Source organism: Pseudoalteromonas sp. bablab_jr010 (assembly GCF_016464105.1).
In the GTDB taxonomy this organism is placed as follows: Bacteria; Pseudomonadota; Gammaproteobacteria; order Enterobacterales; family Alteromonadaceae; genus Pseudoalteromonas; species Pseudoalteromonas simplex.
Genome location: NZ_JACDWV010000171.1, coordinates 1 through 20,831 on the forward strand (window position 1 = coordinate 1; position 20,831 = coordinate 20,831).

The 20,831-nt window shown below is 41.7% G+C and carries 17 protein-coding genes and 1 riboswitch; of the genes, 8 read left to right on the top strand and 9 right to left on the bottom strand.

All coding sequences use genetic code 11. The features are described from left to right. Positions 1–158: 158 nt before the first annotated feature. Positions 159–422 carry an accessory factor UbiK family protein gene (locus JIG37_RS18005; protein WP_054561163.1) on the bottom strand — a complete coding sequence of 88 codons (264 nt, stop codon included), beginning with the start codon at positions 420–422 and terminating at the stop codon, positions 159–161. Positions 423–533: 111 nt separating this feature from the next. On the opposite strand from JIG37_RS18005, the gene rep reads away from it, so the two are divergent. After that, positions 534–2,546, top strand: coding sequence for a DNA helicase Rep (gene rep / locus JIG37_RS18010; RefSeq protein WP_054554116.1), 2,013 nt, complete (start codon positions 534–536; stop codon positions 2,544–2,546). Here the strand turns inward: rep and JIG37_RS18015 are convergent. From JIG37_RS18015 to elbB, 3 genes are all read right to left on the bottom strand, one after another. Then, the gene (locus JIG37_RS18015) at positions 2,536–5,115 is read right to left on the bottom strand and encodes a diguanylate cyclase (RefSeq protein WP_199529997.1); all 2,580 of its coding nucleotides are present in this window, start codon (positions 5,113–5,115) and stop codon (positions 2,536–2,538) included. The two genes, rep and JIG37_RS18015, sit on opposite strands and share 11 nt — an antisense overlap. 183 nt (positions 5,116–5,298) lie before the next feature. Beyond that, a complete protein-coding gene (locus JIG37_RS18020) occupies positions 5,299–5,691 on the bottom strand; it encodes a cytochrome c5 family protein (protein WP_199529998.1) in 393 nt (130 codons plus the stop codon). A gap of 184 nt (positions 5,692–5,875) precedes the next feature. Beyond that, positions 5,876–6,526 (bottom strand): isoprenoid biosynthesis glyoxalase ElbB, encoded by a 651-nt coding sequence (gene elbB, locus JIG37_RS18025; protein WP_054554119.1) that lies wholly within the window; start codon positions 6,524–6,526, stop codon positions 5,876–5,878. A gap of 511 nt (positions 6,527–7,037) precedes the next feature. Between elbB and polA the strand changes: the two genes are divergently transcribed. After that, positions 7,038–9,773, top strand: a complete 2,736-nt coding sequence (gene polA, locus JIG37_RS18030) for a DNA polymerase I (protein ID WP_166339620.1) — start codon at positions 7,038–7,040, stop codon at positions 9,771–9,773. Between the two features lie 142 nt (positions 9,774–9,915). On the opposite strand, the gene JIG37_RS18035 is transcribed toward polA, so the two are convergent. The 3 genes from JIG37_RS18035 to JIG37_RS18045 all read right to left on the bottom strand — a co-directional run bounded on the left by JIG37_RS18035 (position 9,916) and on the right by JIG37_RS18045 (position 12,385). Beyond that, complete coding sequence (locus tag JIG37_RS18035) at positions 9,916–10,992, bottom strand: aminoglycoside phosphotransferase family protein (RefSeq protein ID WP_054554121.1); 1,077 nt, start codon at positions 10,990–10,992, stop codon at positions 9,916–9,918. Positions 10,993–11,029: 37 nt separating this feature from the next. After that, entirely contained in the window at positions 11,030–11,917 is an 888-nt protein-coding gene (locus JIG37_RS18040) for an NTP transferase domain-containing protein (protein WP_054554122.1), read from the bottom strand. 177 nt (positions 11,918–12,094) lie between these two features. Next, complete coding sequence (locus tag JIG37_RS18045; RefSeq protein ID WP_199529999.1) at positions 12,095–12,385, bottom strand: prephenate dehydrogenase; 291 nt, start codon at positions 12,383–12,385, stop codon at positions 12,095–12,097. Positions 12,386–12,457: 72 nt separating this feature from the next. Here JIG37_RS18045 and JIG37_RS18050 point away from each other — a divergent pair, with 72 nt between their 5' ends. Then, positions 12,458–12,670, top strand: a complete 213-nt coding sequence (locus JIG37_RS18050; protein WP_054554124.1) for a hypothetical protein — start codon at positions 12,458–12,460, stop codon at positions 12,668–12,670. Here JIG37_RS18050 and epmB read toward each other — a convergent pair. Continuing rightward, a complete protein-coding gene (gene epmB / locus JIG37_RS18055) occupies positions 12,667–13,680 on the bottom strand; it encodes an EF-P beta-lysylation protein EpmB (RefSeq protein WP_199530000.1) in 1,014 nt (337 codons plus the stop codon). The genes JIG37_RS18050 and epmB overlap by 4 nt on opposite strands. A gap of 41 nt (positions 13,681–13,721) precedes the next feature. On the opposite strand from epmB, the gene efp reads away from it, so the two are divergent. Together efp and epmA are read left to right on the top strand one after the other, a co-directional pair. After that, the gene (gene efp / locus JIG37_RS18060; RefSeq protein WP_054554126.1) at positions 13,722–14,288 is read left to right on the top strand and encodes an elongation factor P; all 567 of its coding nucleotides are present in this window, start codon (positions 13,722–13,724) and stop codon (positions 14,286–14,288) included. A gap of 65 nt (positions 14,289–14,353) precedes the next feature. Beyond that, entirely contained in the window at positions 14,354–15,328 is a 975-nt protein-coding gene (gene epmA / locus JIG37_RS18065; RefSeq protein ID WP_187490723.1) for an elongation factor P--(R)-beta-lysine ligase, read from the top strand. Between the two features lie 82 nt (positions 15,329–15,410). Here epmA and JIG37_RS18070 read toward each other — a convergent pair whose 3' ends face one another. Continuing rightward, positions 15,411–17,510 (bottom strand): TonB-dependent receptor, encoded by a 2,100-nt coding sequence (locus JIG37_RS18070; RefSeq protein WP_199530001.1) that lies wholly within the window; start codon positions 17,508–17,510, stop codon positions 15,411–15,413. 123 nt (positions 17,511–17,633) lie between these two features. On the opposite strand from JIG37_RS18070, the gene JIG37_RS18075 reads away from it, so the two are divergent. The 3 genes from JIG37_RS18075 (at position 17,634) to thiC (ending at position 20,812) form a co-directional block, all read left to right on the top strand. Beyond that, positions 17,634–18,023 (top strand): acyl-CoA thioesterase, encoded by a 390-nt coding sequence (locus JIG37_RS18075; protein ID WP_054554129.1) that lies wholly within the window; start codon positions 17,634–17,636, stop codon positions 18,021–18,023. A gap of 124 nt (positions 18,024–18,147) precedes the next feature. Continuing rightward, the gene (locus JIG37_RS18080; RefSeq protein WP_199530002.1) at positions 18,148–18,549 is read left to right on the top strand and encodes an META domain-containing protein; all 402 of its coding nucleotides are present in this window, start codon (positions 18,148–18,150) and stop codon (positions 18,547–18,549) included. Between the two features lie 63 nt (positions 18,550–18,612). Further along, positions 18,613–18,714: riboswitch (TPP riboswitch) on the top strand. Positions 18,715–18,859: 145 nt separating this feature from the next. Then, positions 18,860–20,812, top strand: a complete 1,953-nt coding sequence (gene thiC, locus JIG37_RS18085) for a phosphomethylpyrimidine synthase ThiC (protein WP_206769770.1) — start codon at positions 18,860–18,862, stop codon at positions 20,810–20,812. Positions 20,813–20,831 lie beyond the last annotated feature (19 nt).

The following is a 20,831-nucleotide window of genomic DNA, read 5'->3' on the forward strand; positions in this document are numbered from 1 at the left end:
CTGTGAATATTAGAATCGATAAATGATGAAATATTGGCGAAGCTATGATTAAGGGGCATAAAAAAATCCGATGACCTGTGATCATCGGATTTTGATCCTATTATGCCAAATGTCAATTGCTTAACTGATCGGCATTGGAGCTAATTCGCTCTCCTTTTTTATTGTTCGTCTTGTTTGCTAGCAAGTTGCTGCTCGAGTAATGCAACTTTCTCTTCAAGCTCAGTGAGTTTTTCACGAGTACGAATAAGTACTTGGCTTTGAATATCAAACTCATCACGGCTTACAAAGTCCATCTCAGCAAGTTTGTTTTGAATAGCTTGCTTTGTTTTGCCTTCAACTGTTTCGGCAAGGTTTTTCACGCCTTGCGGCATGTTGTCAGTAATTTGCTTAGCGATTTCTTCAAGTTTTGCTGGGTTGATCATCTTCGTCCCTTGAGTCACGTAAAAAAACAATCTTACCTTATTGGCTAGGCGTAGTGTAGTGATTACGGTAAAATTGCCCGTCCTGTCTTTGGATAATTTCTTTAGGGGCTTATGAAACTCAACCCAAAACAAGATGAAGCGGTAAAGTATATCAGTGGACCGTGTCTGGTATTAGCCGGTGCGGGCTCTGGTAAAACGCGTGTTATTACTAATAAAATCGCTTACTTGGTGCAAAAGTGTGAGTATCAAGCGCGCAATATTGCGGCGGTAACTTTTACCAATAAAGCGGCAAAAGAAATGCGCGAGCGTGTAACGCAAACACTGGGTAAACAAGAGTCGAAAGGCTTATGGGTTTCAACGTTTCATACCCTTGGGCTTGAGATCATCAAAAAAGAGTTAACGACGCTAGGGTTTAAACCCGGTTTTTCGTTGTTTGATGATCAAGATACCAACCAGTTACTAGCCGAGCTGACCGAAGAAGAACTAAAAAAAGACAAAGACTTACTCAACCTACTAAAAATGCAAATAGGTAACTGGAAGAACGAATTGATTTTGCCAGAGCGTGCTGTTCGCGAAGCCCGTGAGCCACAAAAAGCCTTATTTGCTCAGCTGTATGCGCGTTATCAAAATCAACTACGTGCTTATAATGCCCTTGATTTTGATGATCTGATCATGATCCCTACTTTATTGTTAGGCCAAAATGCTACTGCGCGTGAGCGTTGGCAGCAGCGTTTTCGTTACCTACTGGTGGATGAGTATCAAGATACCAACACCAGTCAGTATCAGTTGGTTAAGTTATTGGTGGGTGAACGAGCTCGTTTTACAGTGGTAGGCGATGATGACCAATCAATTTACTCATGGCGCGGTGCTAAGCCTCAAAACCTTGTACTATTGAGTAAAGATTTTCCGGGCTTACGTTTAATTAAGCTTGAACAAAACTACCGAAGCGCAGGGCGAATTCTAAAAGCGGCGAATATTTTGATTGCCAACAACCCTCACGAGTTTGATAAAAAGCTATTCAGTGAACTTGGTTATGGTGAGCCAATCAAAGTGATTGGTTGTCGTGATGAAGAGCATGAATCAGAGCGAGTGGTGGCAGAGATCATTTCTCATAAATTCATGAAGCGTACCAGCTATAAAGATTACGCGATTTTATACCGTGGTAACCATCAAGCGCGCGTGTTTGAAAAAGCACTTATGAGCAACCGCATTCCCTATAAGATAAGTGGCGGCATGTCGTTTTTCTCGCGTTCAGAGATTAAAGATATCATGGCGTATTTACGCCTATTGGTGAACCAAGATGACGACAATGCCTTTTTACGTATTGTAAATACGCCACGCCGTGAGATTGGTACGGTCACACTCGAAAAACTTGGCACCCTTGCTAATGAAAAGCATATCAGCTTATTTGCAGCCTGTTTTGAACCTGAACTTGCACACCGCTTAAAAGGCCGTGGTTTTAATGCCTTAGCTGGTTTTGCCCGCTGGGTGGTTGAGCTTTCTGATAATGCGGTACGCGGCGATACCCTTGAAGCTGTGAAAGAGTTAGTTAGGCAAATTAACTACGAAGCATACCTTTATGAGTCATCACCGAGTGCAAAAGCCGCTGAAATGCGCATGAAGAACGTTTCAGAGCTTTATCGTTGGATCACCGACATGCTAACAGGGGACGCAGACAACCCGCCGCTGAACCTTGCTGAGGTGGTTAGTAAACTGACTTTACGTGACATGCTTGAACGTAACGAAGAGGAAGACGAATCTGATGCGGTACAATTACTGACACTGCATGCTTCAAAAGGTTTGGAGTATCCGTATGTGTTCATGGTTGGCATGGAAGAGGGGTTACTACCACACCAAGTAAGTATCGATGAAGATAACGTTGAAGAAGAGCGTCGTCTTGCTTATGTAGGTATAACCCGTGCTCAACAAGAGTTGGTAATGACTTATGCTAAGTTACGTCGTCAATTTGGTGAAACGTCAGATACTGAGCTCAGTCGATTTGTGCAGGAGTTACCACAAGATGACTTAGCCTTTGAAGCGAAAAAGCCACCGTCTTCACAGGCTGAGCGTATGGAAAAAGGCCAAGCCCGTGTAGCTAATCTAAGAGCGATGCTTAAGAAGTAATAAATTGTGCGCTTGGTGCTTCGTGTTCGAAGGGCGCCAGCGCATGTTGCTTACCAATAAACAACGACAATCCGTGCTTATCGAGTAAGGTGCGGTAGTTAAAAATTGACGGGCCTTTCGCGATTACTTGGATATTTTGCAGCTTAGTAATCGCCAGTACACCTTGCAGTTGTAAGTGATAGTTTTCTTGCTGTAATACGCGCTTGCTAAATGTTGAACTTAATAACAAGTAATCGAATTGAAACTCAGTCAGTAAGTTTAACTCACAGCGATCTTTAGCAAATTCATTCAACCCAATCGAAAATCCTTGTGCGACCAAGTTTTTTAAATTTTCAATTTGTATCGCTGATGCGTAACGAATTTCTTGTTCGTTGAATAACAGACACATTCTATTCGCATCGTGGGCTTTTAATAGCTTACATAGTGCTTGAAAATTAATACGTTCAAGGACTAAGCCAGAGCAAGGGAACAATACTTTTTCTTTCTTACTGTCACTTACTAAGCTGAATGCTTGTTTTAGTAAGTTAAGTTCAACCTCAAAGTGCTGTACTCTATCGGTCGCAAACTTCTTAAGTACTTCAAAGCTGGTGCTGCCAAGTACTGGGTGTTCACCAAATGCTTCGAGTAAAGACTCTGCGCGAGTTTGCTCATCCAAGGTAATGATTTCGGCACTTCTAAAGTGCATAGGCAAGTCATCTAAGTGATGCATATTGTCAGCATCATGTTGCACATTACTGGCATTAAGCAGCGGATGGAAACATTCAAAGCGATTACGGCCTGCATTTTTAGCGTAATACATGGCGGCGTCGGCATCACGTATAATTTCATCGGTGTGCTTGTAGCTTGGTTTTGAGTAAGTAATACCAATACTGGCACCACTTTGAATGCATTGACCCTTCATACAGAAAGGTTTTCTCATTATTTCGATGATACGTTTGGCAACATCTTGAGCTTGCTGTTGCTCAGTTAAGTGAGTGAGCAATACCACAAACTCATCACCACCTAAACGTGCAAGTAAATCATGCTCACGGATACAATGCGAGAAAGATTCAGCAACACCAATTAAAAATTGATCGCCTGCTTGGTGACCAAGGTGATCGTTGATGTCTTTAAATTTATCAAGGTCAATAAATAACACTGCAAACTGCTGCTCTGGATAGCGCTGATAATGCTGCAATGTTTTTTCTAACTGTGTTAGGAATAAACTGCGATTAGGTAAACTGGTTAATGAGTCATGATGTGCATCGTGGTACAGCTGTTGTTCTATTTTTTTACGCTCTTCAATTTGCATCTGTAAGTGAAGGTTTGCTTGGCGTAACTCTTTCGTTTTCTCTGCAACTCTGTTTTCCAGCTTTTGATGATTTAGCTTTAACTCTTGATTTGCTAAATGGGTTTGAATGACGTTGGCTATTTGATGCGATACAAAGGTAATTAACTCACAGTCATCTTGCGTGAATTCGTGTTTATTATTATACGCTTGGCAAACTATTAGACCAATGACACCTTGCGATGTTTTAAGTGGTGCACCTAACCAGCTAGTTGCTGTTCGTTCAGCCGGGACGTCTACGGGCCTTTCAACAACGCCTAACTTAATAAGATTATTTGCTTTATTAATATCGATGACTTGGCATTCTTCGGAGCTTAAAACAAGTTCACTAAAACCTTTTGCAAAAGGTCTCGGCCTGCCTGTGTCATTGTATTCATCGACACAGTACGGAAAACTTAACCAGTGAGTTTGCTCATCATAAAGGGCAATATATAGATTGTCTGCATAGGTAATGGTTTTAATAATTTCGTGAACATGTTTATAAACGTCGTCAAGATTTTCACTTAAGGTTGCCAGCTCTGATATTTTAAAAAGGATCTGTTGACGCTCTAACGCTTTTTTACGTTGCTGTATTTCTTCATTGAGAGCTTGATTACTTTGTGTCAGTGCACGAGTACGAATTTTAACTTCTGATTCGAGCAGTTCACGTTTCTTAACTCGTTCGATGGCCGTTGCCAAATAAAGTGACATTACTTCTAGCAACTCAATTTGTTGCTCAGAATAACTCAGGTCTTTTTCATAGCTTTGCGCGACCATCACTCCAATTATTGACTTATCGCGGTATACAGGAACTCCAACCCAATGCTCGGCAGGTGTGCCAAAGCATTTGAGTAAGCCTTGTTCAACCGCTAGCTCTGTTTGTTGTTTGGTAAAGTAGCTGGTTTTACCTTGCTTAAATACGTAACCTGTCAGGCCTTCTTTAAAGTACTGTTCATACTTCAATGGCACAGAGAGGCCATCTTTTTCGTCGGCAAAATAAGATAACTCAAGGTTATCGTAAACAGGGTTATGCAAAACCACGAAGAAGTTTTTACTTGGAATATAGTCTTGCAGGATGTTGTGGATAGCAGGGTAAAGCAAGGTTAATTCGGCAACAGTACTCGCTTGCTCTGATAATTGTAAAAGAGCATGTTGCAAGTGGTGTGATTGCTTATACTTTTGTAAAAGCGATTTTAAGCGAACATTTTTACGTGCAAGCTTATCAAAGTGTGTTGCTGAATCTTCCAATGATTTAGAACTCATTTTATTATTGTTTAAATATCGTCCTTAATAGTTCCACTTTTTTATTAGATCGTCAAGTAACAGCTGTTAACAAAATAGTAATTTATTATGGTCATATTTGGCTACAGAGCTAGCCTCGCGCCCTGATAAAGGCATAAAAAAAGGGCTTATAAAAATAAGCCCTTAGTATTAGATTTTAAACTGTTACTTGCTAGTCATGAAATCGATAGCAGCGCTGATCTCTTCATCAGAACAGTCCATACACGTACCTTTAGGAGGCATCGCGTTGAAACCATTGATTGCATGGTCAAGTAAAGTGTCCATGCCTTTAGCAATACGAGGAGCCCAATCATCAGCTGATTTTGGTGCGCCTAGTGCACCAGTGCCGTGACAAGCAAAGCATGCTGCTTGGTAAACTTGTTCACCAGAACGAGGGCCTGTAGGTTCAGCAGCGGCTGCAGCTTTATCACCTTCTAGATAGACAGAACCAATTGGCGCTAGACGCTTTTTGATAGCATCTTCAGTCAAAGAGTTGTCATACGCTTGTGCATATGCCGTTGTTGCTAGCAGTAATAATGCAGCTGATAGTTTTTTCATTTTGCCTTGCTCACTTCGATTTGAACGTGATCAATCACGATATATATGACGGAAATTAGAACGATTATAACGCTAAGCCACAATTTATAAAATGATCTAAAAGGCTTTTTCTTGAGAAAAACCGTCATTTTTTTGCGTTAGCGCAAGAAAAGCCAGCATAAAATACTGGCTCTTAGCTTGATGCTTAAGCAAGCTCTAATACTTTGTTAACTAATTTTTCGATACCCGCATCTGCATCTAAAATACTTTGGGCCAACATATAGGCTGGGGTAGTGACCACTTTATGTTGTTGATCAACAACGATATCGTTCACAGCACAGCTTTGGTGTGCTCCACCAAGTTGTTCTATAGCTGCGGCGGTCTCTGCATCGCTCCCAATGGTTGTTTTTACACCTTTACCATAAATAAGCGGCAGCATGGCAGGCGCAATACATATATAACCAGCTGCTTTGTTGGCATCGACAAAAGCCTTCGCTGTTGTCAGTACATCACCTTGAACTTGTGCATCAGCACCTTTCACAGCAAAGTCGGATAGGTTTTTCGCGGCACCAAAACCACCCGGTACGATCAAGGCATCGAACTCATCTACATTTAGCTCAGTGAGCGCTTTAATTTCACCGCGGGCAATACGTGCAGCTTCAACTAGCACATTACGATTAGGTGTCATTTCTTCACCTGTTAGGTGATTAACGGTGTGCATTTGTTCGATATCGGGTGCGAAGCATTCATAGCTCGCGCCTGCTTTAGCGATATGTAATAAGGTTAATACGGCTTCATTGATTTCTGCGCCGTCGTAAACACCGCAACCAGCTAAAATTACAGCAACTTTTTTCATTTTTGAACTCTCCTTAATGCGACTAGCTTTAGTTTAACAAGGATACGAGCATGGCGACAAAATAAAAAATTTTCGTCGCTTGATAACTCGCAAAGCATGATGAATAGCTGTTTATGCCTTTTTATAAATTACTAACGAAAAAAAAAGTATAAAGGATCGCTATGATCTTTGATCCATTATGCTAGAATACTCCTCCGGTTATGAAAAGGGATGTTAATTCGGTATCGAATAAGCAAAAGGTTATCGCTACTAAAACCGTTTTCCACATCGGACAAAAATAATAAAAAAAGAACGCCGTAATATCTTTTTTAAATAAAAACATAAGCTTATCTAATTTTCCTAAATGTTTTTTCATTTTGGGAGAATTAACTGTGTCTGTTATCTACAAAGTTATCCACAGCTTGCTCTGTCATAAAGCTTTATTGGTTAATAATTCACAGTCGTTTTCTTCATGACCTTATGGCATGCTTACAAACAATTTAATGTTATTCAATTAGGATCCAATTTCACCATGGCTCAGATCCCTGAAAATCCACTTATTCTTGTAGATGGTTCTTCTTATTTATTCCGTGCATACCATTCGCCACCGCACCTTACTAACTCAAAAGGTGAAGCGACAGGCGCAATCTATGGCGTAGTTAATATGCTTAAGAGTTTGATCAAGCAATATGATCCATCGCACATGGTGGTGGTATTTGATGCCAAGGGTAAAACCTTCAGAAATGATATGTACAGCGAATATAAAGCGAATCGTCCGCCAATGCCGGATGATTTACGCACACAGATCGCACCACTGCATAACATTATTAAAGCAATGGGTTTTCCACTGATTAGTATTGAAGGTGTTGAAGCTGACGATGTTATCGGTACGTTTGCGCGAATAGCCTCAGAGCAGCAGCGTCATGTGCTGATCTCGACTGGCGATAAAGATATGGCGCAGCTTGTTAATGAGCATGTTACGCTGATCAATACCATGACAGATAGCATTTCAGATCCAGAAACCGTGGTTGAGAAGTTTGGCGTTGGTCCTGAATTGATCATTGATTACCTTGCCCTAATGGGTGACAAAGTCGATAACATCCCAGGTGTTGATGGCTGTGGTCCAAAAACAGCGGTGAAGTGGCTGCAAAAATATGGATCATTACAAGGTGTCATTGATCATGCAGGTGAAATAAAAGGCAAGATTGGTGAAAAGCTTGCTACAGCACTTGATCATTTGCCACTTAGCTATGAGTTAGCAACAATTAAGTGTGATGTTGAGGTTGAGTCAGATCTTGAAAGCTTTAAGCTGCAAGAGCCTAATCGTGACGAATTGATTGCACTTTATGGTGAGTGTGAGTTCCGCCGTTGGTTAGCTGAGCTACTTGATAACCCTAAAGACGCTGACACGCATTTAGATGTGCCAACTGAAGCTAACGAACTACCAAAAGTTGCTGATGCACACTACGAAACAATCTTAACTGAAGAGCAACTTGATACCTTAGTGGCGCAGTTAAATGACGCCGAATTGTTTGCTTTTGATACTGAAACAACCAGCCTTGATTATATGCAAGCGCAATTGGTTGGTATGAGCTTTGCGGTTAAAGCCGGTGAAGCGGCTTACCTTCCGGTTGGTCACGATTACCCAGATGCGCCTGAGCAATTAAGCTTAGAAACCGTAATGGCAAAAATTGGCCCAATCTTAGCTGACGAAAACAAAGCGAAAGTGGGGCAAAACCTTAAGTACGATAAAAGCGTGTTAGCTAACGCAGGCTTTGAATTAAAAGGCATTAAATACGACACCATGCTGGAGTCGTATGTATTTAATAGTGTAGGCAGCCGCCATGATATGGACTCGTTGGCACTGAAATACCTTGGTCACAAAAATATCAGCTTTGAAGATATTGCCGGTAAAGGTAAAAAGCAGTTAACGTTTAACCAAATTGAGCTAGAAAAAGCTGCGCCTTATGCTGCTGAAGATGCTGATATAACGCTACGTCTTCATCAAGTATTATGGCCAAAAATTGATGCTGATAGCCAATTAAAATCGGTATTCGAAGAGATTGAGTTACCACTTGTCACAGTGCTTTCTGATATTGAGCGTACTGGTGTTGCAATTGATAGCAACATGCTAGCAGCTCATAGTCAACGTTTAGGTGAACGCCTGTTAGAGCTTGAGCAAGAAGCTTATGATATTGCAGGTGAAAAATTTAACTTAGGCTCACCTAAGCAACTGCAAGCTATTTTGTTTGAAAAACTTGAGCTGCCTGTTATCAAGAAAACACCTAAGGGTGCACCTTCGACAGCAGAAGAGGTGTTACAAGAACTTGCTCATGATTATCCGTTACCAAAAGTGATTATTGAGCACCGTGGTTTATCTAAACTTAAATCAACCTACACAGATAAACTTCCGCTAATGGTTGATGAGCGCACTAAGCGAGTGCATACCTCTTACCATCAAGCTGTAACAGCAACAGGTCGTTTAAGTTCAACGGATCCTAACTTACAGAATATTCCAATTCGTTCAGAAGAAGGCCGTCGAATTCGTGAAGCCTTTATTGCTGCACCTGGCCATAAAATTGTGGCTGCCGATTACAGCCAAATTGAATTACGTATCATGGCGCATTTATCTCAAGATAAAGGCCTATTAACTGCCTTTGCGAATGGTTTAGATGTTCACAGTGCAACAGCGGCAGAAGTCTTCGGGGTTAGCCTTGAAGAGGTTACCAGCGATATGCGCCGTAAAGCTAAAGCGGTTAACTTCGGTTTAATTTATGGCATGTCGGCGTTTGGTTTATCACGTCAATTAGATGTACCACGTCATGAAGCACAGCATTATATTGATAAATACTTCGAGCGTTTCCCTGGCGTACTTGAGTACATGGAAACAACCCGTGAAAAAGCAGCTGATAAAGGGTATGTAGAAACGATTTTTGGCCGCCGCTTACATTTACCTGAAATCAATGCCCGTAACGGTGCTCGTCGTAAAGCCGCTGAGCGTGCTGCGATCAACGCACCAATGCAAGGGACTGCTGCAGATATCATCAAAAAAGCGATGCTAAAAGTTCATCAATGGGTGAACGCACAAGCTGCAGGTTCAGTTAAGCTGCTCATGCAAGTGCACGATGAATTAGTGTTCGAAATTAAAGAAGAATCTGTGGACGACTATAAAGCTGAAATTTGTAAGTTAATGTCAGAAGCCGCTACTCTTGATGTGCCTCTGATTGTTGAAGCCGACAGCGGTGACAACTGGCAACAAGCTCACTAATATCTAAACTAAGAGCCACCGATATAACAATTCGAGTGGCTCGGTCTGATTAGTTAAGGAGTGGTCGGTAGCTCCTATCATCTCCATAGCTTGATGTGAAATTGCTCCAAAAGTTTAACCCCAAACTTTAATTGTAAGCTCGTTACTTATTTATTTCTAAAATAGCTTTTAGGGTATTCTCTTTTTCAAGAATATCGCGATACAGTGCGAACTGGTTTCGGGCTCGTTCGAGATTATGGTGAGCATGTTTAGTCGCAAAGTAATTGTCACCATCAATAAAATCAGTAAGAAAGCGCAAGCCAATCATAAATGTCATTACTTTTGTGCCAAGCCAAAAGCTCTCTTTTTCTGCATCAGTGATTACATTTTTTAATGGTTCTACATAGCCCTTAACAATAGCTGCAAAAATTTCTTCGCGAACTGTTACATTTTTCAGGTTAGTTGAGTCCTCTTGCTCAGGTGAACAGAAAGTGCGCACCATGTCACCAAAATCAAATAACCAATAGCCAGGCATACAGGTATCTAAATCGATAACTGCTTTTGCATCATCAGAATCTTTACAAAAAAGCATGTTATTGATTTTTGTATCATTATGACAGGGTCTTAATGGGATCTTACCTTCCAGTTTCTGTAGTTCATCAATTAGCGATTGCTGATTTAAACAGAACTCGATATCTGGTTGGCAAAGCTCGATACGATTTACAGGGTCATTTTCGATTGCTTTTCTGAAAGCATCAAAACGCATTGCTAAATTATGAAAATCTGGGATAACATGATGTAGTTGCTCAGCCTGAAAGTCTTGTAAAGCAAGCGCAAATTGACCAAATGCATTGGCCGCAGTTTGTGCTTGAGAGATGTTTGCTACAACATCCTCACTGTAACTGCCGCCAATAAATTCGAGTGCACGCCACACGCCTTGGTCACATTCCACCAAAAAATCATTTTTTATTGTCGGTACATGACGAATAATCTCGAGACTATATTCACCTTTCACATGTTTGTCGTTTAGGTGCTTTTCGATAAGCCTTGCATTCTCTACAAGCTGCTCAGGGTTAGGAAATACATCAGTATTTAGTTTTTGCACAACGACAGCATTATCTTGTGACTTAAGAAGCATCGTTGTGTTTATATGGCCGTTGCCAATAGGTTTCAGTGTCACGTGATCTGAACTTAAGCCAAAATGCTCAGAAAGATAAGTTGCAACAGGATTCGACTTCATTAATTTTCCATTACTTTTTGTAAGAAGAGGTGTAGATTTATTCATTAAGCCCGAGGCGTAACTGACGTAATGTACTTGCTATTGCATCCAATTCAGCTTTGTAGGTTACGCCGTACCATGGCTCTTGTGCGGTATAAACGGCGACAGTTTGATTGTAATCTTTAATCGCAAGTTGTATCTGATTTGGTAAATAATACTCTTTCGTGACACCGTTGTCAGTATTTTCTAAAAACTGTACAAAGCCCTTTTCTAGAACCATGAATAAATCATCTGTAATCCCCCAAAAACTCATTGAACCAAGAGCTTCCTTAGCAATACTCTGACGCTCACCTAGAGAGTTATTACCTAACAAAATATCTTGCTCTAGCTTGATATCAAGATATTCAACAACATCGATTAAATGTTGTTGCTCATCGATGCTACACACTCCGCGATTGACCCCTCCTTGAGTCGATAAAGTATCAACTACAGGGTAACCAACCATAGCCCAATCATTACTACGCTTAAAATGTTCGGCGATAATTTTAAACGAAGAGGCCCCATAATAATCATCGGCTGTAATTACAATTGCAGGGTTCTTTACATAGGGTTTTGCACATAAAAGAGCGTGGCCTGTTCCCCAAGGCTTTTGCCGCTCTTTAGCTAAAGAAAGATACTTTTCTGGAATTGCAGTGATTTCTTGATTAACTAAGATAACTTCAAGTGATTTAGGCAAACGGGGTAAAATTCTTGCTTCAAATTCGGCTCGAATATTAGCATTTATGATGATAACAGCTTGAGTTACACCTACTTGAACAGCATCTCGAATACTTAGTTCCATAATAGTACTGTTAAGACCTGGAATATCAGCAATTTGTTTGTTTCCACCAAAGCGACTACCGAGTCCGCCAGCTAATACGATTAAGGTTAGAGAATGATGAGTCATTGCGCGAGTAATAAGATGAACAAAGGAAAAGTGTACCAGAACCTTTGATATTCGAGCAACGGCTGTTAATAAGGATTGTAAGTATTAAAAAGCACTATGTTAAGAGAGATTTAAGAGGGCACAAAGTAGAGCTCAGTGCTCCTCAAAAATCATCAGCACGTTGTAGTGATTAAGTGTTTATTTGAAGGTTGCTAGCAACTGTAATAACTGTTGCAGTTTAATAACGGTTTTTTTCAGCTTTTCTTCGTCCATATCGTCGTTGCTTAAGCTTTCTACATCAGCTGCAACATCGAGAACGTAAGGTTTAAAGCGTTTCGCTTCAAAATCAAAGCCAGCATCTTTTGCAAATAAGGCTTTGAATTTGCCATGGCCTTGCTGCTGTAAATCATCTAATTTTTTATCAGCATCAAGTGCCTGACGATAAACGATTTTTAGGTTAGCATTGAGTTGTTCAATAATTGAATCCATTTTTTTCCTAAAGCTTTAGACTGCAATGCCGATATAGTACGTGGATTGTCATAAAAAGTCAGGTAATGAACTATGAATATATCAGGATCAAGCTTACCAGCGATGAGTGGCGGTGGCGAAAGCGCAGAAGTTTACAGCGCATCACTTGCTAAAAAACAGCAAAAGGCTGATGGTGCTGCGGCACTTGCACTTATCGAAGGCGCAGCAATGAATACCAGTGCTGCACAAACACCTGCTAAGTCGGTAACTGCGACACTAGGTAACAACGTAAACGTATACGTTTAACTTAGATTGAGATCGATAGGCGTTTTACTTTTTTCGCCGCCGATCTCACGCACCAGCTTAGGAACCAAAAAACCCGGCAATGCTGCCAGCATAGCCGTTACGATTTCTCGTGCCTGACTCTCAGCTATATCAAAATGGCTAGCACCCTCAACTTTATCTAGTAGATGTAAGTAGTAAGGAAGTATATCTGCCTCAAACAGAGCCTCACTAAGTGCAACTTGCGACTCGACAGAATCATTCACATCTTTTAGTAACACCGCCTGATTTAGTAACGTCACCCCTGCAGCTTTTAACTTTTGCATGGCCGCTTTAAAGTCATCATCAATTTCGTTAGCGTGATTGATATGATTTATAAACACCACCTTTAAGGGCGATGCAGCAAAGCGTGCACATAGCTCATCGGTAATTCTTGCTGGGATCACCACAGGTAAGCGGCTGTGAATACGCATGCGTTTAATTTGCGGAAGTTGCTCTAACTCATCCATAAACCAACTAACAGCATCGTCTTTGGCCATCAATGGATCGCCACCACTTAAAATGACTTCGTTGATGTTGCTGTCGGCTTTAATGTAAGCCAGTGCATCAATTAAACTGCGTTTGTTTAATTGGTTTTCTTGATAAGGAAAATGGCGTCTAAAGCAATAACGGCAATTTACGGCACAACCGGTTTTAAACATTACTAAAACGCGAGAGCGATACTTGTGTAACAAGCCAGGTTGGTTGTTATCTTGCTCTTTTAGAGGGTCTTTGTCGTAACCTGTTTTTGCTAAAAACTCTTGGTGCCTGGGCATCACTTGCAGCAAAAGAGGGTCGTTTATGTCGCCATAACGCATTTTTTTGATAAAAGGCAGGGGCACGCGGACAGGAAAAAGACTGCGTGCTTTGAGGTCTTTTTCGTCTACTTTGCTTGATAATCCTAGCATTTCTAGCAAGCGTTCAGGACAAGTGACAACATTTGCCAATTCTTTTTGCCAGTTTTTATGCAAATTTACTTCATTTCTTTGTATCATTGACACGTAGATTACTCGAAATTATTTAGACAGAGGAAACGATGGCGAATTATAGCACCAATGAGTTCAAGGGCGGCCTAAAAATTATGTTAGACGGCGAACCTTGCAGCATCTTAGAAAATGAAATGGTAAAACCAGGTAAAGGCCAGGCGTTTAACCGTGTTCGTATTCGTAAACTTATCACAGGTAAAGTACTAGAAAAAACATTCAAGTCAGGTGAATCAGTTGAAGGTGCAGACGTAATGGATACAGATTTAGCGTATCTATACACTGACGGTGAGTTCTGGCACTTCATGAACAACGAAACATTTGAGCAAATCGCTGCTGACGAAAAAGCGCTTGGCGACAATGCAAAATGGTTAGTTGAAAATGACGTTTGTACTATCACGCTTTGGAACGGTAGCCCAATCGCCGTGACTCCACCAAACTTCGTTGAATTAGAAATCACTGAAACAGATCCAGGTCTAAAAGGTGATACAGCGGGTACTGGCGGTAAACCAGCAACATTAAGCACAGGTGCTGTTGTTCGTGTTCCTCTATTCGTACAAATCGGCGAAGTGATCAAAGTTGATACACGTAGCGGTGAATACGTGAGCCGTGTTAAGTAATAGGCATTGTTAAGCAATTTATTATAAAATCCCAGCTTCTGCTGGGATTTTTTTTGGGAAACGCTATGTCTAATGTCCTTTGGCAACCAAGCGCCGATATTGAAACTTTACGAGAGCGTGCCGTCATCATCCGCCGTATTCGCGAGTTCTTTTATGCACGTGATGTTATGGAGGTTGAAACGCCAAGCTTAAGCGCGGCCAGTGTAACCGATGTGCATTTAGCGACATTTAGTACCGAGTTTGTTGGCCCAGGTCATGCTGGTGGCTTACCACTTTATTTGCAAACGTCACCTGAGTTTGCCATGAAGCGTTTACTTGCGGCGGGCTCTGGGGCTATTTTCCAGCTATGCAAAGCTTTTCGTAATGAAGAGGCGGGTAGTCATCATAATCCTGAATTTACAATGCTTGAGTGGTATCGTCCGGGTTTTGATGAATTTGCGCTTATGGATGAAATGGATGAGCTTATGCAATTGGTGCTTGGCGTAGAAAGCGCTGAGCGACTCACTTATCAGCAAGCCTTTATGAACGCCTTAGGTGTAGACCCTTTAACTGCTGATATCAGCACATTACAGCAACTAGCAAAGGAGCAGGGCTTCGCCGATATTGCCGCGAATGAAACGCATCGCGATACCTTGTTACAGCTATTATTTTGTATGAAGGTTGAACCAACGATTGGCCAAGAAAAGCCTTGTTTCGTTTATCATTTTCCAGCTTCGCAAGCAGCGCTTGCCCAAATTTGTCAGCACGATGAGCGAGTAGCTGGGCGCTTTGAGTTATATTTTAAAAATATGGAACTTGCAAACGGCTTTAATGAGCTGACCAATGGCAAAGAGCAAGCAGCTCGTTTTAGTGAAGATAATCAGTACCGTGAAGCAAATGGCTTAAAGCAAGTGCCAATGGATGAGCGTTTAATAGCTGCACTAGAGCATGGCTTACCACAATGTGCGGGTGTCGCACTGGGTATAGATCGACTCATTATGCTGGCAACGAATAAGCAAAAGATTAAAGACGTACTCGCCTTTGATGTTGAAAGGGCTTAACTTATTTGGCTCTAGGCTCTAGGCTCTAGGCTCTAGGCTCTAGGTGTTTGGGTGCTAGGTAAAAAACCTAGCACCTAATTGCTTATAGCTCGTAAATAAATGTCACACCGGCAACCATAGGTTCGCCAAGCTGTGTGTATGTATGAGTGGTGTAACCGTCTAATGGATCGTTACCAAACTCAAAACCACGGGTTGGTACGTCTTCATCAAATAAGTTACGTGCCCATGCATTAATGCTCCAATTATCACTTTCATAACCAAATGAAGCATTCACTAAGTTGCTGCTAGGTGCTTTTGAGTTATGGCTATCAGAGAAGTAGTAATCGTCTTTGCCTTCTACTCCAATTGATGCATAAAGTGCTGGCGTAAAGTTATAACGCGCAGTGAATGCATATTGGTATTTAGGAGCTTGTGCTTGATCTCGACCATCTTGATCTAGGCCTGATTGCGCAACAAAGTCATTGATTTCTGTATGTAGATAACCTGCACTACCCGTTAGTAGTAAATTGTCAGTTGCTTGGAAGCTGCCTTCAATTTCTAAACCGTAGTTTTCACCAGAGCTGGCGTTATCGATATAACCTGTGAATTTTTGGCTTTCAACTTGCCACGATTTTAGCTGCATATCTTCACGGTACATGTAGAAAGCGGCAAGACGTAACACAAACTTATCGTCCAAAGAGCTGCCTTTAACACCAAATTCACCGCTCCATAGGTATTCAGGGGCAAATGATGTGTGATTAGCAAAGAAATCAGCATCTAGGTTTAAGCCTTCGTCTTTTGCTTTTGCTAAAGCTTCAGAGTTAATACCGCCAGCTTTATAGCCACGAGTAATACTGGTATAGATCATGGTGCGATCAATCACTTGGTATTCAAGTGCAAGCTTACCGCCCACCATGACATCATCGGTTTCTTCAATAAAACCGTTGTTGTCGGTGTAGTCGCCCTGATACTGCTCAACACGCAAACCCGTAATTAAGGTTGTTTTTGGGCCGATAGGTGTTGCTAATTGACCATATGCAGCAATATTGCTGGTTTCATAATTAGATGCAAATGGTTGTGCCAGCCAAGTGTATTGACGTTCTAAGTCAACTTCGCGGCCTTGATAGTAAATGCCTGCGACCCACTCGCCAGATTTACCACTAAATTGCAGCTCAGCCGCTTGATCTTGGCGATCGCGAAAGTAAGCATCTGTTGAGCTATAGCCCCAATCATGCAAGCCAGCAGCACATAATTCAGGTTGAGCTTCATCATTACACACCCAGTCTTCGTCATAGCTGTATAACAGCTCGCTGTCGATACCAGATAGGTTTAAGCTAACATCAAAAAAGTCAAAGCCGGTGTATATGTTTGCTAGGCCAACCGCAATGCTTTCTTGGTTGTCTTGGCCTGGTTCATCAGCAACACTGTAACGGCTGTTATCTAATGTGAATGCGTCATAGCCGTTATTTATATCGATGTAATGTACATTCAGTTCAGTACGCAGATGGTCGGTTAATTGACTGTATAATTTAAAGCGAGAGACAAGCTCGTCTTGTTGCTGGGTATCTTTGCCTAAATAACGGTTTTCTACATACCCATCAGACTCACGTTGATAAATACTAGCGCGTACTGCTGTGTCGTCGGTAATACCGGTACCTGCGGCAATACCTGCTTCATAGCTGTTGTAGTTGCCCGCACCTAATTGTATTTTCACACTTGGGTCAAGAGTGGGGGTTGCAGATTCCATTTGAATCATGCCAGCTAAGGCATCAGCACCAAAGCGAGTTCCTTGTGGGCCGCGATAAATTTCAACTTGGTCGATATCAAATAACAGTGAACTGCCGCCTAAACCAGAGTAGTTAATACCGTCGATCACTAAGCCAACCGAAGGATTAATAGGGTCAACAAACTGTGAGCGTAAACCGACACCACGAATTTGCACGAAACGACCACGAGATGCCCCTGAGGTAAAGTTTACATTCGCTGCACTAGCAAGCATCTCATCTAAAAACTTTGCACCGCGTTGATTGATTTCATGGTCTGAAAACAAGCTTGCGCTGGCACTAAGGGTTTGAATGCTTTCTCTTTTGAAATCACCGGTAACTTCAATTTTTTCAAGCTCACCGTCTTCAGCGTAAGCAATCGAAGATGCTGCGAATAAAGGCAGGATGGCAGCAGATAATAATGATAAACGTCGTTTCATGCGGATTCTTAACTCCATTTTCGGGACTGCTATTCTAGCAACCTAGCTAGCCAAATGGCTATAAAATCAATTTTTATGATATAAACGCAGGCAATTATACGTAAATTGATTAGGAATACGACTATGACCTTTAAAGTAGACTTTAAAGTGCGTGATTATGAGTGTGATTTACAAGGAATTGTAAACAACAGTGTTTATTTTAATTATTTAGAACATGCACGCCATGAGTTTTTACATGCCCAAGGTATCGATTTTGCAAAGCTCGCAAGAGAAAAAGTAAACCTTGTCGTACTGCGTAGCGAAATGGATTACAAGGCATCACTTATGCCGGGTGATGAATTTTACGTTGCCGTTGAGCCCGAGCGTATCAGCCGATTAAAGTTTGCTTTTAGGCAAACAGTGTATCGCAAACATGATGATAAAGTGATGCTACAAGCGTTAGTGATTGGCACGTCAGTAAATGAAAAAGGTCGTCCTTTTTTACCAGAAGAAGTCGATAACTTATTCAAATAGTCTGCGTTGTTCTTTGATAAGCTAACTTAGAACAATTTTTTACAGATAAAACATGTTTTTTTAACGATCAATTGCGTTAAATGTTGTTATTATTACTACATTGAAATTTGAATAGTTAAAAAATATGAAGTTAGTAGCCTTGCCTCTTCTTTTTATATTATTTTGCATGGGCTGCTCATCGACAGGGACAGTCACTAGTGAGCAATTAAAATATACACAGTGGCAATTATCAAAAGTGAATGGTTTAGCTATTCCTGTATCTCAAAAAGCCTCTATACGCTTTATCGAAGCGATGCAGGTTAACGGCTTTGCTGGCTGTAATAAATTTTTTGGTGAAGGTGCGCTCAGCGAAGATACGCTAACGGTAAATAAGTTAGGTATGACTCGTAAATCATGTGGCGAGCAAGTTAATGAGCTTGAGCAGCAATTATTGTCAGCGCTAAAAGAAGGTGCGGCAATTACGCTAACAGGTGAGAAACTAACTCTGCAAGGCGAGCATCACTTTACCTTCATTGCAAAAAACTAAAGTGGCTTAGCTTGCAGCAATTTTTTAACTGGCGTACACTCAGGGCGTTTTAAAGAAACGAATTTATACTTGTCGGAGTGCCTTTAACAAGGCTGAGATCGCGAAAGCGGGATCCGTGAACCTGATCAGGCTAACACCTGCGTAGGGAACAAGCTGCCTCACTGGGCGCTTGTGCGCCAAATTTATGAGGCATAAGCGGCGCAGGCTGCACTAGTAAGCATTTAGCTTATTAACGATCCAATGGCGTTTGCCACTCTCTATTGCATTTGCAATATCTGACAAGACAACCCTTAAAGCAATGAGGTAAGTCATGTCAAACACAACAACTAAACCATCTCGCCGCGAAGTTCGTGCGGCAGCATCAGATTATATTTATAACTTAACGGGTCAACCGTTTCCTAATTCTCATAAAGTTTATGTAGAAGGTACACAAGACAATGTACGAGTAGGGATGCGTGAAATCACCCTGAGCGATACCTTCATCGGAGGCACTGAAGAGAACCCTGTATTTGAATCTAACGCGCCAATTCGTGTTTACGATACCTCGGGCCCATACACTGACCCAGATTTTAAACTTGATGTGCGCAAGGGCCTTGAGAAATACCGTGAAAAGTGGATTGAAAGCCGTGGCGACACTGAAATTTTAGACTCAGTGACTTCGCAATTTTCTCAACAACGAATGGCAGATGAAGGGTTAGATCATATCCGCTTTGAGCATCTACCAAAGATCCGCCGTGCAAAAGCAGGCAAAAACGTAACGCAAATGCATTATGCGCGACAAGGTATTGTAACGCCTGAAATGGAATATGTGGCAATTCGTGAAAACATGGGACGCGCTAAAATTCGTGAAGAGTTGCTTGCGGCCCAGCACAAAGGCGAATCGTTTGGCGCTAGTATTCCTGATTTTATTACCCCTGAATTTGTGCGTGATGAAATTGCCCGTGGCCGCGCCGTGCTTCCTAACAACATCAACCACCCGGAAACTGAGCCGATGATCATTGGCCGAAACTTCTTAGTTAAGGTGAACGCGAATATTGGTAATTCGTCGGTGACTTCATCAATCGAAGAAGAAGTAGAAAAAATGGTGTGGTCGACTCGTTGGGGCGCCGACACGGTAATGGACTTATCAACGGGTCGTTATATTCACGAAACCCGTGAGTGGGTGGTACGTAATTCGCCAGTACCAATTGGTACCGTACCAATCTATCAAGCGCTTGAAAAAGTAAACGGTGTGGCTGAAGACCTAACGTGGGAGATTTTCCGCGATACCTTGATTGAACAAGCAGAACAGGGTGTTGATTACTTTACCATTCACGCTGGAGTATTACTGCGTTACGTGCCGATGACGGCAAAGCGTGTTACCGGTATTGTTTCGCGTGGTGGCTCAATCATGGCGAAATGGTGTTTAGCGCACCATAAAGAAAACTTCTTATACACGCACTTTGAAGAAATCTGTGAAATTTTAAAACAGTATGATGTGTGTTTTTCATTAGGTGATGGCTTGCGCCCGGGCTCTATTGCTGATGCTAATGACGAAGCCCAGTTCAGCGAATTACGTACTTTAGGTGAGCTGACAAAACTTGCTTGGAAACATGATGTGCAAGTGTTCATCGAAGGCCCAGGCCATGTGCCAATGCATATGATCAAAGAGAACATGGAAGAGCAGCTAAAACACTGTGAAGAAGCACCGTTTTATACTCTTGGTCCATTAACCACGGATATTGCACCGGGGTACGATCATTTCACATCAGGTATTGGCGCTGCGCAAATTGCTTGGTACGGCTGCGCTATGCTTTGTTATGTAACTCCTAAAGAGCATTTAGGTTTACCAAACAAAGAAGACGTTAAAGAAGGTTTAATCACCTACAAAATTGCTGCTCATGCTGCCGATTTGGCAAAAGGTCACCCGGGTGCGCAAGAGCGTGACAATGCATTATCAAAAGCACGCTTTGAGTTCCGTTGGCACGACCAATTTAACCTAGGTTTAGACCCAGAACGCGCCCGCGAATATCACGATGAAACACTGCCACAAGAATCAGGCAAGATTGCACACTTCTGCTCTATGTGTGGCCCTAAGTTCTGCTCGATGAAGATCACTCAAGAAGTACGTGATTACGCCAAAGATCTTGAAGCTAGAGGCATTGATCCAAATAACGTAGGCGATACTATCGAAATCAAAATGGTCGATGTTGAAGCCGAAATGAAAGCGAAATCAGACGAGTTCAAAAAAACAGGCTCTGAGATTTACCACAAAGCCGTTTAATTGATGGAGCTAGGCATCA

Bases quoted from the DNA above. Each gene is read 5' to 3' on its own strand.
- JIG37_RS18070 (WP_199530001.1), bottom strand. From the start codon at position 17,510: ATGAAACGACGTTTATCATTATTATCTGCTGCCATCCTGCCTTTATTC.
- JIG37_RS18040 (WP_054554122.1), bottom strand. From the start codon at position 11,917: ATGACTCATCATTCTCTAACCTTAATCGTATTAGCTGGCGGACTCGGT.
- JIG37_RS18005 (WP_054561163.1), bottom strand. From the start codon at position 422: ATGATCAACCCAGCAAAACTTGAAGAAATCGCTAAGCAAATTACTGAC.
- polA (WP_166339620.1), top strand. From the start codon at position 7,038: ATGGCTCAGATCCCTGAAAATCCACTTATTCTTGTAGATGGTTCTTCT.
- JIG37_RS18020 (WP_199529998.1), bottom strand. From the start codon at position 5,691: ATGAAAAAACTATCAGCTGCATTATTACTGCTAGCAACAACGGCATAT.
- JIG37_RS18045 (WP_199529999.1), bottom strand. From the start codon at position 12,385: ATGGATTCAATTATTGAACAACTCAATGCTAACCTAAAAATCGTTTAT.
- elbB (WP_054554119.1), bottom strand. From the start codon at position 6,526: ATGAAAAAAGTTGCTGTAATTTTAGCTGGTTGCGGTGTTTACGACGGC.
- JIG37_RS18035 (WP_054554121.1), bottom strand. From the start codon at position 10,992: ATGAAGTCGAATCCTGTTGCAACTTATCTTTCTGAGCATTTTGGCTTA.
- epmB (WP_199530000.1), bottom strand. From the start codon at position 13,680: ATGATACAAAGAAATGAAGTAAATTTGCATAAAAACTGGCAAAAAGAA.
- thiC (WP_206769770.1), top strand. From the start codon at position 18,860: ATGTCAAACACAACAACTAAACCATCTCGCCGCGAAGTTCGTGCGGCA.
- rep (WP_054554116.1), top strand. From the start codon at position 534: ATGAAACTCAACCCAAAACAAGATGAAGCGGTAAAGTATATCAGTGGA.
- JIG37_RS18080 (WP_199530002.1), top strand. From the start codon at position 18,148: ATGAAGTTAGTAGCCTTGCCTCTTCTTTTTATATTATTTTGCATGGGC.
- efp (WP_054554126.1), top strand. From the start codon at position 13,722: ATGGCGAATTATAGCACCAATGAGTTCAAGGGCGGCCTAAAAATTATG.
- JIG37_RS18050 (WP_054554124.1), top strand. From the start codon at position 12,458: ATGAATATATCAGGATCAAGCTTACCAGCGATGAGTGGCGGTGGCGAA.
- JIG37_RS18075 (WP_054554129.1), top strand. From the start codon at position 17,634: ATGACCTTTAAAGTAGACTTTAAAGTGCGTGATTATGAGTGTGATTTA.
- epmA (WP_187490723.1), top strand. From the start codon at position 14,354: ATGTCTAATGTCCTTTGGCAACCAAGCGCCGATATTGAAACTTTACGA.
- JIG37_RS18015 (WP_199529997.1), bottom strand. From the start codon at position 5,115: ATGAGTTCTAAATCATTGGAAGATTCAGCAACACACTTTGATAAGCTT.